The organism is Actinoplanes sp. NPDC051343 (assembly GCF_044455125.1).
Classification (GTDB): Bacteria; Actinomycetota; Actinomycetes; order Mycobacteriales; family Micromonosporaceae; genus Actinoplanes.
On the sequence record NZ_JBITEL010000005.1, the window covers coordinates 364,868 to 377,461 of the forward strand.

9 protein-coding genes and 1 tRNA gene are annotated in these 12,594 nt (G+C 69.6%); 6 read left to right on the forward strand and 4 right to left on the reverse strand.

Going from position 1 to position 12,594, the window contains the following annotated elements; translation table 11 throughout:
* Positions 1-6: 6 nt before the first annotated feature.
* On the reverse strand, positions 7-804 hold the full coding sequence (locus tag ACIA5C_RS19105) for an S-methyl-5'-thioadenosine phosphorylase (protein WP_396056286.1): 798 nt from the start codon (positions 802-804) through the stop codon (positions 7-9).
* A gap of 125 nt (positions 805-929) precedes the next feature.
* On the opposite strand from ACIA5C_RS19105, the gene ACIA5C_RS19110 reads away from it, so the two are divergent.
* The 4 genes from ACIA5C_RS19110 (at position 930) to ileS (ending at position 7,191) form a co-directional block, all read left to right on the forward strand.
* Positions 930-1,487 (forward strand): YqgE/AlgH family protein, encoded by a 558-nt coding sequence (locus ACIA5C_RS19110; protein ID WP_396056288.1) that lies wholly within the window; start codon positions 930-932, stop codon positions 1,485-1,487.
* Between the two features lie 72 nt (positions 1,488-1,559).
* A tRNA-Ala gene (locus ACIA5C_RS19115) sits at positions 1,560-1,632 on the forward strand.
* 761 nt (positions 1,633-2,393) lie between these two features.
* The gene (locus ACIA5C_RS19120) at positions 2,394-3,671 is read left to right on the forward strand and encodes a hypothetical protein (RefSeq protein WP_396056290.1); all 1,278 of its coding nucleotides are present in this window, start codon (positions 2,394-2,396) and stop codon (positions 3,669-3,671) included.
* A gap of 370 nt (positions 3,672-4,041) precedes the next feature.
* Positions 4,042-7,191, forward strand: coding sequence for an isoleucine--tRNA ligase (ileS, locus tag ACIA5C_RS19125; protein WP_396056292.1), 3,150 nt, complete (start codon positions 4,042-4,044; stop codon positions 7,189-7,191).
* 108 nt (positions 7,192-7,299) lie between these two features.
* Here ileS and ACIA5C_RS19130 read toward each other — a convergent pair whose 3' ends face one another.
* Entirely contained in the window at positions 7,300-9,531 is a 2,232-nt protein-coding gene (locus tag ACIA5C_RS19130) for an ABC transporter permease (protein WP_396056294.1), read from the reverse strand.
* Positions 9,528-10,184, reverse strand: a complete 657-nt coding sequence (locus ACIA5C_RS19135; protein WP_396056296.1) for an ABC transporter ATP-binding protein — start codon at positions 10,182-10,184, stop codon at positions 9,528-9,530. The genes ACIA5C_RS19130 and ACIA5C_RS19135 overlap by 4 nt, the downstream gene beginning before the upstream one ends.
* A 132-nt stretch (positions 10,185-10,316) precedes the next feature.
* On the opposite strand from ACIA5C_RS19135, the gene ACIA5C_RS19140 reads away from it, so the two are divergent.
* Positions 10,317-11,660, forward strand: coding sequence for a sensor histidine kinase (locus ACIA5C_RS19140; RefSeq protein WP_396056298.1), 1,344 nt, complete (start codon positions 10,317-10,319; stop codon positions 11,658-11,660).
* On the forward strand, positions 11,660-12,319 hold the full coding sequence (locus tag ACIA5C_RS19145; protein WP_396056300.1) for a response regulator: 660 nt from the start codon (positions 11,660-11,662) through the stop codon (positions 12,317-12,319). The genes ACIA5C_RS19140 and ACIA5C_RS19145 overlap by 1 nt, the downstream gene beginning before the upstream one ends.
* Here the strand turns inward: ACIA5C_RS19145 and ACIA5C_RS19150 are convergent.
* A complete protein-coding gene (locus tag ACIA5C_RS19150) occupies positions 12,303-12,572 on the reverse strand; it encodes an anthrone oxygenase family protein (protein WP_396056302.1) in 270 nt (89 codons plus the stop codon). The genes ACIA5C_RS19145 and ACIA5C_RS19150 overlap by 17 nt on opposite strands.
* Between the last annotated feature and the right edge of the window lie 22 nt (positions 12,573-12,594).

Here is a 12,594-nt window from a genome sequence, read left to right on the forward strand (position 1 = left end):
GACTTGCTACGGAAGATCGAAAGGCAATTTCAGGCCATCGAGTGCATTTCGGCACGGACAGGTCCGCTCGGCCGGGAGCCGGGTCACCGCATCGAGCAGTACGCCCCGGAGCCGCTCGACGTTCCGCCCGAACACCGCGAAGACCTCCTGATGGGTGACACCCGTCTGCTCCTCGACCCCGGCGTCGAGGTCGGTCACCAAGGCGATCGCGGTGTAACAGAGGCCCAGCTCGCGGGCCAGCACCGCCTCCGGATGGCCGGTCATGTTGACGATCGTGCCGCCGATCGCCGTGTACCACTTCGACTCGGCCCGGGTCGAAAATCGGGGACCCTCGATGACCACCATCGTGCCGCCGTCGACGGGCTTTGTTTCTTCCGCCGCTTTGAGAGCCGCCTGCCGGCCGTCCGGGCAGTACGGATCGGCGAACGACACGTGCACCGCGCCCTCGTCGTAGTACGTCTGGATGCGCCCGCTCGTGCGGTCGATCAGCTGGTCAGGCACCACAAACGTGCCCGGCCCGTGATCGGCCCGCAAACCGCCGACCGCGCACGGGGCGACAATCTGCCGCACCCCCAGCGAGCGCAACGCCCACAGATTGGCCCGGTACGGGATCTTGTGCGGCGGGTAGCGGTGATCGCGCCCGTGGCGCGGCAGAAACGCCACCCTCCGCCCGCCGACCTCGGCGATCGTCACCGGATCGGACGGCGCACCGTAGGGCGTGGACAACTCGTGCTCCGTGGCACCGTCCAGAAGTGCGTACAGTCCCGAGCCACCGATGACACCGATCTCCGCGGTCGCGTTCATACGCAGACCTTATCGGCGGCCGGAATCACGGGCTAATGTGCGAGGCATGGCGTTGCTGGAGGACCTTTCGCGCTCGGCTCGAGCCGCCCGTGTATAGCGAGGGTCAGCGGATCGGAGGCCGGTCGATGGAGTCCATGACCGGTCAACTGCTGGTTGCGACTCCGACCCTGAAAGACCCAAACTTCGACCGTACGGTCGTGCTCCTGGTCGCCCACGAAACCGGCGGCGCCCTCGGCGTGGTGCTCAACCGCGCCACCGAGGTGCCGGTCAGCGACGTGCTCGGCCAGTGGGGCGACCTGGCCGGCGACCCCGCGGTCCTCTTCGAGGGCGGCCCGGTCCAGCCCGAATCGGCGATCTGCCTGGCCCGCACCCGCCCCGAGGTCAAACGGCGCGTCACGGGCTTCCACCAGGTCGCCGGCAGCCTGGGCACCGTCGACCTCTCGGCCGACCCCGACCGCCTCCGCGACAGCGTGGCCGGCATCCGGGTCTTCGCGGGCTACTCCGGCTGGTCCGCGGGCCAGCTCGAAGAAGAAATCGCCGCCGGCTCCTGGTTCGTCTTCGACGCCCTCCCCGGCGACCCCTTCATCGAACGCCCCGACGACCTGTGGGCCATGGTCCTCCGCCGCCAAGGCGACATCCTCGCCGCGGTGGCCCACTTTCCGCCCGACCCCTCGCTCAACTGAGGGGGGTGGGCCGGGCAACCGGGCCGAGGTGTGTAGTATTTCCTCCGTGCCCGGCTGAGCCGGGCAGTGCACGGGGCTGTGGCGCAGCTGGTAGCGCACCACACTGGCAGTGTGGGGGTCAGGGGTTCGAGTCCCCTCAGCTCCACGAGACTGGGGCTGGATTGTGTCGACGGAAAGCGTCGACCTCCCAGCCTCGTTTTGTTTTGCTCGGCCTTCGGCCTCGCTAGGCGGGGGCTTCGCCACCCGCACCCCCGCTGCCGCCACTCGCCCTGCGCGGGGCCTGGGCTGGAAGGCCGGGGCGCGCGACCTTAGCGAAACACATCGGCGTCCGTATGCAGCCTCGACGGACAGCGTCGGCCTTCCAGCCTCATTCCTCGCCTTCGGCCTCGCTCAACACCCGCAGCCGCACCTGCGCCTCGCTGCCGCCACTCGCTCTGCGCGGGGCCTGGGCTGGAAGGGCCGGGGCGCGCGCCCGAGCACCCGATTCCCTTTTCGGCAGCTCCGGCTCGAACAACCGGCGAACCTGCCCGTTCAGCCGCTGAACCTGATTGACCGCGCTCGCCGATGGTCGATCACCTCGGAGAACGTCGACCAGCTCGGTCAGGCTGATTGCCGTGCCGCGAGCAGGACAGCAAGCACCGACCCGATCGCCACTTCGGTGCCCGAGCGCCACATGCGCAGCCCCGAAAACGAACTACCGCACAGCGATCACCAGTCACCTTCATGCCCTGCCGGCATCTCGGCCGACGCGTCGACCGGCAGCACATCGAGGTTTGCCCGGGTGCGCCATGGACTGGGGGCGCCGGTCGGCCCTGGCTTGGGGGCCGCGGACGAAGTGTTGACGGTGGCGCCGCATGAGCAGCTCCGGTTGTTGGCGTCTTGTCGGCATTCTGATTGACAACCGTCATGGTCGAGGGGAAGCGTGGGCCGATGCCTCGGTTATTCTCGTTCAAGCGCCATGCGCCGGCGTTTGTCCCGCCTCCACCCGACCCTTTTCAGGGCGCGATGCTTCTGGACAATACGACGATCTTCGGTGCGCGCCGGGCAGCCGAATGGGATCCCCTGATGCCGCGCACATTGCCGCCAGGTGTCGACCTCCGCTCGCTCATGGACATCCTCGAGGCCATTGTCCTTGTCAATAGCATGGTCGTCGATGCGTCAAGTCGTGAGTATGCCGCCTGGCCCGCATTGAACAAGCTCAGTGCGCTGTCCAGTTCGTTCTACCGAGACACCGATGTCGCCGAGGCGTTCTTCGATTCTTCTCTGGAGATGGAGCTCTTCCGACTCAGCGTCCAGAAAGTGAACAATCTCGTCCGGTCCGGCGATCTGCAGTCGGAACTCGGCTTCCTGCCGTCGATGCACGAGGTCGCCGTTCTTCCAGACGTCTACCACGGACCTGACGACTTCATCGACAAGACGACGGGCTCGTTCGGGTATTACTGCAAGGACCCGCATCGATTGGCCGAGTTGCGGACACTGCTCGAGGATTTCACTCGCGGCTTGAAGGGCCTGCCCAGCAGTCTGCAGAATTTTGCGCTCTTCGCCTTTCGCGGTTTTTACTACCAAGAGCTCGCTCACCTCATCAGCATCTCCTACATGCCGCACTCCTGGCGCTCAGGCTTGATACGATCACAGCTCGATCAGCCCGTCATCCGCTTCAAAGATGTCGTCATCGGCGCAGCTGGCCGGGTTCGCAAAGAGCTCGAAACCTCGATCAACAACGAGTTCGGCACCCCAGTGATAAGCGCCGATTTTCCGCTCATCGCCTCCTTTATCGTCAGCCAGACCAACCGGCGCAGCGATCTTCTCGAAACTGCCGTGCAGGTACGGAATTCTTCGAAGGCAGCGGCATTCCGTTCATGGGTTTACGAGATTGAACACGATATCAGAAACCAGCAGGACCTGAACAAGATCAAAGGCGCGCAAGACGAGTTGACCACCCTCGTGCGCGAACTCGAAATCGACTTGGGCTTACGGAAGAAGCCGACGCAGGAGGTGAAACTGAAGCTCGGCCTGCCGTTGCCGGTGTCACCGACGGCCGAAAGTTCGCTGCGGGTAGGCCTACCGAACTGGGTTCGGCGGGTCGTACGACGTCGGGCACATCTGGTATTCCTTCGTAACGTCGCCCAGGAGTCGGTCAGCCTGCCGCCGTTCATCCGTACGTATCAGGCACTGAAGCCGTAACGGCGACGCCGCGGGTACAGTCCGGCGTCGCCCGCTCAGCCCCACCAGGTCGGTGATATCGATGCATACCCCCTCGACCAGGGTCGTGGCACCCGGGGAGGACGCTACGATGGACATACACGATGTTGATCCGGCTATCACCGGGGAGTCTTCGGAAGAACAGGCCTCGCGCAGGTGCGGCCCCAGTAGAACCGGACGTTGGTCGCACGTCACAGCGACACAATGAGCGGCGCCCAGCAGGTCGGGGCGCAAGCGGGGTGGTACCGCGGAGTACGGGCCTACGTTGGGCCTCGCGCTTCGTCCCCGTGTGGGTGGCTGTCATTCAGCCACTCGTGCGAGCGTGACGGAGCCGAGGGAGAGTCGTAGCGAAATGACGCAGTCCGCCGCCGGTAAGTCGCCGTTCGTGGCGTTGCCGCCGAAGCTTGAACTCACCGAGATGGACCACCGGATCATCGACTGGTGGAAGTCCAACGATGTGTTCGCCCGCAGCCTGGCCCGGACGGCCGATGGGCCGAGCTGGGTGTTCTACGACGGGCCGCCGACCGCGAACGGAACACCGGGCACCCACCACGTGGAGGCGCGCGTCTTCAAGGACGTGTTCCCGCGCTTCAAGACGATGAAGGGCTACTCGGTGCCCCGCCAGGCCGGCTGGGACTGCCACGGGCTCCCGGTGGAACTGGCCGTGGAGAAAGAGCTCGGCATCAGCGGCAAGCAGGAGATCGAGAAGGTCGGCGTCGCCGAGTTCAACGCCCGCTGCCGTGAGTCGGTCCTCCGGCACGTCGGTGAGTTCGAGGCGCTCACCGAGCGCATGGGTTACTGGATCGACCTGTCGCACCCGTACGAGACGATGTCGCCGGAGTACATCGACTCGGTGTGGTGGTCACTGGCCGAGATCCACGGCGACGGCCGGCTGACCGAGGACTTCCGGGTCGCTCCCTACTGCCCGCGGGACGAGACCACGCTCTCCGACCATGAGGTGGCGCAGGGCTACGAGACGGTCACCGACCCGTCGGTGTACGTCCGGTTCCCGCTGGCGGCTCCGCTGCGTGGCCACCACGACGTGGACCTGCTGATCTGGACCACGACGCCGTGGACGCTGGTGGCGAACACCGCGGTGGCGGTAAACCCCGAGGTCACGTACGTGGTGGCGCGCTCGGAGAAGGGCACCTTCGTGGTGGCCGAGCCGCTCATCGGCGCAGTGCTCGGGGACGACGCCGAAGCGCTGGCGACGGTGCCGGGCGCCGAGCTGGCCGGCCTCGCGTACCGGCGTCCTTTCGATCTGGTCGACATCCCCGACGCGCACATCGTCGTTCTGGCCGACTACGTCACGGTCACCGACGGCACCGGGCTGGTACATCAGGCGCCCGCGTTCGGTGCCGACGACCTCGCCGTGAGCCGGGCCAACGGGCTGCCGGTCGTCAACCCGGTCGGCCCGAACGGGCACTTCCACGAGACGGTGCCGCTGGTCGGCGGCCTGTTCTTCAAAGCGGCCGACCCGGTCCTGATCAAGGACCTGAAGGAGCGCGGCCTGCTGTTCCGGTTGCAGCGGTTCGAGCACTCCTACCCGCACTGCTGGCGCTGCCACACGCCGCTGATGTACTACGCGCAGCCGTCCTGGTACATCCGGACGACCAAGGTCCGGGACGCGCTCATGCGCGAGAACGAGGCGACCAACTGGTTCCCCGAGCACATCAAGCACGGCCGCTACGGCGACTGGCTGGACAACAACATCGACTGGGCGGTGTCGCGCTCGCGGTACTGGGGCACGCCCCTGCCGCTGTGGCGGTGCGAGAACGCCCACGTGACCGCGATCAGCTCGCGAGCCGAGTTGGGCGGCCTGGCCAGCCGGGACCTGTCGGACCTGGATCCGCACCGCCCGTTCATCGACGAGATCACCTTTCCCTGTCCGGACTGCGGGCAGACCGCCACCCGCGTACCCGAGGTGATCGACGCCTGGTACGACTCCGGCGCGATGCCGTTCGCCGCGCTGGGCTACCCGCATGTGCCGGGCAGCAAGGAGAAGTTCGAGGCCACCTACCCGGCGCAGTACATCTGCGAGGCGATCGACCAGACCCGTGGCTGGTTCTACACGCTGATGGCGGTCGGCACGCTCGTGTTCGACAGGTCCGCGTACGAGAATGTCGTCTGTCTCGGCCACATCGTGGCCGAGGACGGCCGGAAGATGAGCAAGCACCTGGGCAACATCGTGCTGCCCATCCCGCTGATGGATGCTCATGGCGCGGACGCCCTCCGCTGGTACATGGCGTGCTCGGGCTCGCCCTGGTCGCAGCGTCGGGTCGGCGACGGGCCATTGGAGGAGATCGTCCGGAAGGTCCTGATGACCTACTGGAACACCGTGTCGTTCTTCTCGCTCTACGCCGGCCACACCGCGTGGAACCCGGAGTCGGCCGGCCCGGCCGGGGAGCGCCCGCTGCTCGACCGGTGGATCCTCGCCGAGGTCCACGGCCTGGTCGGGGCGGTCGACGACCGGCTGGAAAACTACGACACGGCCGGTGCCGGCCGGCTGCTGGCCGAGTTCGTCGACGACTTGTCCAACTGGTACGTCCGCCGCAACCGGCAACGGTTCTGGAACGGCGACCAGGACGCGCTCGCCACCCTCTACGAGACGGTGGAGGTCCTCACCCGGCTGCTGGCGCCGATCGTGCCGTTCATCACGGAGGAGGTGTGGCAGCGGGTCGTCCGCCCCGCCAACCCGGACGCCGCCGAGTCGGTCCACTTCTCGCACTGGCCGACACCGAACGCCGATCTGCTCGACGCGACGCTGACGGCGCAGGTCAAGGCGGCACGAGCCCTCGCGGAGGCCGGCCGCGCGGCGCGGAAGACGAGCAAGATCCGGATCCGTCAGCCGCTGGCTCATGCCCTCGTCGGGTTGCCGTCCGGCACCCGGGTGCCGGACGCGCTGCTGGACGACGTCGCCGACGAGTTGAACGTCAAGCATCTGGCATTGCTGGAATCCAGCGCAACGGTGATCGACGTGGCCATCAAGCCCAACTTCCGGGAACTGGGCAAGCGCTTCGGCAAGCAGACCCAGGTCATCGCCAACGTGATCCGGGCGCAGGAGCCGGGACCGCTGGTCGAACGGCTGCGCGGTGAGGGCAGCGCGACCGTTACGGTCGACGGCGAGCCGGTCGTGCTCGGCCCGGACGACGTGCTGGTGACCGAGGTGCCGCGAACGGGCTGGGTCGTCGAGTCCCAGCGTGGCGTCACGATCGCCTTGGACACCCAGCTCACGCCCGAGCTGGTGGCCGAGGGCATCGCTCGGGACGTCGTACGGACCATTCAGCAGGCCCGCCGCGAGGCCGGGTTCGACGTCTCCGACCGCATCGCGGTCTCGGTCGCCGGCGGCGACGCGGTGCTGACGGCCGTGCGGTCGCACGAGGACTTCGTCAAGCGGGAAACGTTGGCCGACACGCTGGCGCTGAACACCGAGATCGTCGGGGCGGTCGTGGCGTCGGTCGGCGACGGCGAACAGGCCCGCGTCGACGTCGCGAAGGTCTGAGACCGGCGGTGGCCGGTCGACGTGCACCGAGCCGGCCGGCGTACACCAAGCCGGCCGGCGTGCACGAAGCCGGCCGGCGTGCACGAGCCGACCGGCCACCACAGGCGGCTATTCCGTACGCAGTGCAACCGCTGTGCGGGTCCGGGCGGCCCAGCCGGCCGGTAGCAGTGCGCCGCCGGCCGCGATGACCAGGCCGGCCAGCGCGAGGCCGAGCAGCAGGGCCGGGGCGTACACGTCGATGCTGGAGTGCGGCAGGCGGATGCCGGCGCCGTGGGCCATGGCCGGCACCGCCCAGTGGTGCAGCAGATATCCGGCCGGGACGCCGACGGCGCCGCCGATGATGCCGGGGACGCCGACCGAGGCGATGACCATCGCGGCGGTCTGCTTCGGCGTCATCCCCATCGACTTGTGTACGCCGATGTCGTGCACCCGGTCGCGCGAATCGAGCACGACCGCGTTGAGCACGCCGAGCCCGGCCACGGACACGAGCAGCACTGTGAGGAGTGCGGTGACCGAGTCCAGCAGGATCAGCGTCTCGTCCGGTCCGTCGGCGCTGGTGGCCTGAGCCGGGATGTGCGCGCTCTGCATTGCGCCGAGATAGGCGGCGCGGTCGGTGCCGGGCTTGAGCTTGACGTACCACTCGAGGACCGGCTTCGGGCCGGGGATGCTGGCGGCGTCGGTGTAGAGGTGGTTGTTGGCGCTGCCGTCGAACACCTCGCCGACGAGCGTGAGCGGTCCGTGGCCGGGGCCGGTGACCGTGTCGCCGATGTGCTTGCCGGTGGCGGTGAGGAAGCCGGTCGTGACGACCGCCTCCCCCGGTTTCGTGTACCAGCGGCCGGCGAGCATCTCGTACCCGGCCCAGCGGGCGTCGCCGCTGGTGATGGTGCCGCGGGCGGCGTCACGCAGGCCGTCGACGGCGATGTCGGCGGGGCCGCGCCCGTAGTATTTCCCGGTTCCCGGCGCGGCGGCGATGGCCGTGCTCGGATCGGTGCCTTCCATGGTGGGCAGCACGAGCACGTCGGCCGAGGTGTCGGGTTTCTCGTCGGCGGCCTGGATGTGGCGTAGCGAGGTGGCCAGGCCGATGGCGAACGTCGCCGCCGCCGTGCCGAACGCGATCGTCAGCATCATGGCCAGCAGGCGGGCCGGTTTCGTGAACGGCTGGGCGAGCCCGAGGCTGAACGGCCGGGGCAGCCCGGTGCGGGCGGCGAGGCGGGCGGCGACGCGGCCGCGGCCGCTGTGCGGGGTACGCCCGACGGCGAGCGCGTCGACCGTACGCAGCCGGGCGGCCCGCCACGCGGCCGGTGCCGCGGTCCCGCCGATGACCAGCACCGCCGCGGCGATCGCGGCGGCGTCGACCCACGGGGTGACCGACATCGGGACGGTGCCGAACAGGTCGGCGACGTCGGACACCAGCGGCAGCGCGAGGAAGTCGCCGGCGACGATGCCGAGGACCGTGCCGATCAGGCCCGGGATCAGGGCCTGCGCCAGGCAGGCGCGCACCACCTGCGACGGGGTCAGCCCGAGCGCCTTCATGACACCGATGCGGCGGGTGGCCGAGGCGACCGTGCCCGCGGTGACGTTGCCGATGACCAGGGCCGACAGGGCGAGGCCGATCAGACCGAACGCGCCCAGCAGGGGCACGTACAGCTGGGTGCGGTGTGCCGCATCGTCGCGTACGCCGAGCCAGGACTGGGTCTGCACACCGGCGCCGAGAGCTGTTTCGTGCGCGGTCATCGCGGTTGTGGTGCCGGCGTCGGCGTACCGGTAGAGCATCTGCCATCCGGTCTGCCCGAGTGCGACCGCCTCGTCGGGGGTGACCCAGCCTTGCGCGGTCTGGCTGATCGACCTCGCTTCGCCGACGACCGTCAGCGTCGATCCGTTCGCCAGTTCCAGCGTGGTCCCGGCCGGGATCATCACCTCGGTGCGGGCCACCACGATCTCGCCGGTCGTCCGCGCCCAGCGGCCGGCCAGCAGGGTTACCTTGTCGATCGAGTCGCTGCCCGGATCGGTCCGCCCGACGACCTTCAGCGGTGGCAGGGGCGGATTCTGCGGGTCCTGCTTGGTGACGACGGTCGCCACCGGGAACGGGCCGATCGCCAGCCGGGCCTGCGACGCGGTCGCCGCGGCCTGCGCCCGGGTCGTCTTCGCGGCGCCGAACACCGCGGTCAGGTGTGCGCCGTGCTGCTGGGCGAACGCGTTGGCGAACGGCGCCGACGACGCGGCCAGCAGCAGACCGGCCAGGACGGTCGCGGTTACGGCCATCGCCGTCGCCGCGATGATCACAATCGTGGAGACGCGCCGCCGCTGTGCCCCCCGCACCACGGTCCGGATGGCGCTCATGCCGCCACCTGCCCGTCGACGAGGCGCACGGTGCGGGTGGCGACCGTCGAGGCCAATGCTTCGTCGTGGGTGACCAGGACGATCGTCTGGCCGTCGGCGTGCAGGTCGACCAGCAGTTTGCGGACCTCGGCACCCGAGGCGGTGTCGAGCGCGCCGGTCGGCTCGTCGGCCAGCAGCAGCGGCGGCCGGTTCATCAGCGCCCGGGCCACCGCGACCCGCTGCCGTTCCCCGCCGGACAGGCGACCGGGGTACGCGTCGGCGTGCCGGTCGATGCCGAGCGCCTCGAGCAGTTCGCGGGCGCGCCGGCGGGACTTGGCGGCGGACTGTCCGGCGATCTGCGCGGGCAGCAGCACGTTGTCGGCGACGGTCAGGTCGTCGAGCAGGTTGAAGAACTGGAACACCAGCCCGATGGTGGCGCGGCGGTAGCGGGCGGCGGCGGCCTCGCTCAGCCGGTCCACGCGGGTGCCGCCGACGGTGACGGTGCCCTCGGTCGGGCGGTCGAGGCCGGCGATGAGGTTGAGCAGGGTCGACTTCCCGCTGCCGGACGGGCCGAGCAGGGCCAGGCACTCCCCTTGGGCGACCTGCAGGCTGAGGTGGTCGAGGGCGGCCTGGTCGCCCTCGTAGCGGCGGCTCACATCTAGGACATCAATCATGGTTCGGGACGCTAGGGCCGGCCGGGCACACCGGTCGTCGGCCGCGAGAGCCCCCTGGCCGCCTGGGGTCATCCTTGCGGCGTAGTCCGGAGATGGATGCGTACGGCCGGGGCGCCCGGCGACAATGTGCCGATGACCGCCGATCCGCCGCCCTCGCGGTGGCGCCGCCTGCTGGCGCTGCGCCCGGTCGCGCGGGCGCTGCGCCGCTCCGGGCCACAGCCACAGCCGACCCGCCGCAACTGGGCGTTCGACGGGCTGCTGGTGGTCGTGTTCATCGTGGCGGCATTCAGCGGCACCGACATCACCGGGCATCTGTTCGACACCACCAGCGACACCGAGGTGATGCGGACCGTCGGCCCGCCGCCGGAGCTCGGTGTCCCGGCTCCGCCCACACCCCCGTTGCCCCGCATGCCCGTCGATCCGTACGCCGGTGATCTGAACGACCCGCAGGGCCCGGGCTGGATCGCCGTCGCCGCGATCCTTCCGCTGCTGGTGCGCCGCCGCTATCCGCTGGGAACGCTCACGGTGATCCTCGGGATCACGGTGTTGTCGCTGCACGGCGAGTCGCCGGGCACCGACATCCTGCGGGTCTCGTTCTACGCCTGCGTGATCGCCGGGTACACCGCCGCCGCGTACAGCCCGTTCCGGATGTGGGCCCTCGCCGCGCTGCCGGTCGCGGCCCTGCTCTACAGCTCGTTCCACGATCTCGCCGTACCGATCGTTCCCGTCGGCTGGGTGCCGTTCCTGGTGTTGCTGCCGATCGGGCTCGCGGTCAACGGCATGCGCACCTGGCGCCAGCGCGCCGACCGGCTGCGCCGCGAACGTGCCGACGCCCTGCGGGAGGCGGCACGCCAGGAGCGCGCCCGCATCGCCCGCGAACTGCACGACGTCGTCTCGCACAACGTGTCCATGATGGTCATTCAGGCCGGGGCGGCCCGCAAGGTTCTCGACCGGACGCCCGACGCCGCCCGCGACGCCCTGCTGTCGGTCGAGGAGGCCGGCCGCGCCGCCCTCGGCGAGATGCGCGGCGTGATGGGCCTGCTGACCGCCGCGGACGACGAGGACACCCTCAACCCACAGCCCGGCCTGGCCCAGTTGCCACCGCTGATCGACCGGGTCCGGGACGCCGGCATCGAGGTCACGGTCACCACCAGCGGCGAGCAGACCCCGCTGCCCGCCGGTCTCGAACTCGCCGCCTACCGGGTCGTGCAGGAGGCCCTCACCAACACGGTCAAGCACGCCTCCGGTGCCAGCGCCGCGGTCCACGTCGCGTACTCGCCGGACGAACTGCGCATCACCGTCGCCGACACCGGCGGGCCGCCCACGCCGGAAGCCGCCACCTCGACCGGCCGCGGTCTCGCCGGCCTCCGCGAGAGACTCGCGGTCTACGGTGGCACCCTCCAGGCCTCCAGCCGCATCACCGGCGGCTACCGGGTGGAGGCCCACCTTCCCCTGGAGAGCGCCGGTGACCTTTGATGGGTGAGTCGCTGCGGGTCGTGATCGCCGACGACCAGGCGCTGGTGCGCGCCGGCTTCCGCATGATCCTCACGGCCGACGGCATCGACGTGGTGGCCGAGGCCCAGGACGGCGCGGAGGCGGTCGAGGCGGTCCGGCGCACCGGCCCCGACGTGGTGCTCCTGGACGTCCGCATGCCCAACATGGACGGCATCGAGGCCGCCCGCCGCATCCTGGACGCCGCCGACCCGCCCCGCGTCATCATGCTGACCACGTTCGACCTCGACAACTACGTCTATGCCGCTCTCGGCCTGGGGGCCAGCGGATTTCTGCTCAAGGATGTGACTCCCGAATATCTGGTCGTCGCGATCCGCACGGTCCGGGACGGCGAGGCTCTGCTCGCTCCGAGCATCACCCGCCGCCTCGTCGAACGCTTCGCCAGGCCCGGGACCCGGGAGTCGCCCCTGCACCGCGATCTGGCCGCGCTTACTCCCCGCGAACGCGAGGTTCTCACCCTGGTCGCCCAGGGGCTGAGCAACGTCGAGATCGCCGGCCGCCTGTTCCTGTCCGAGGCGACCGTGAAGACGCACGTCGCCCGCATCCTGGCCAAACTGGGCCTCCGCGATCGGGTCCAAGCCGTGGTCGTCGCCTACGAGACCCGCCTCATAACGCCCTCCTGACCAGGCCGACCAGCAGCGCGGCGCAGCCGGCCAGACAGAGGACGGTACGGGCGTGGTTGGCCGGATCCCACCCGGCCAGGAAGCTCGGCCAGGTGACCGTCCCGGCTTCCAGCCGGTCGTTCAGCGGCACATTGACCGCCACGGTGACGCCGAGTGCTCCGACGAGGGTCAGGATCGCGCCCGTCAGCAGCCACGCGGCGCCGGGCCGCGACCACGTGGTCCCGGCCCGGACGACGGTGGCCAGGCACAGCACCCCAGCCCGGTGAGCCGATCCA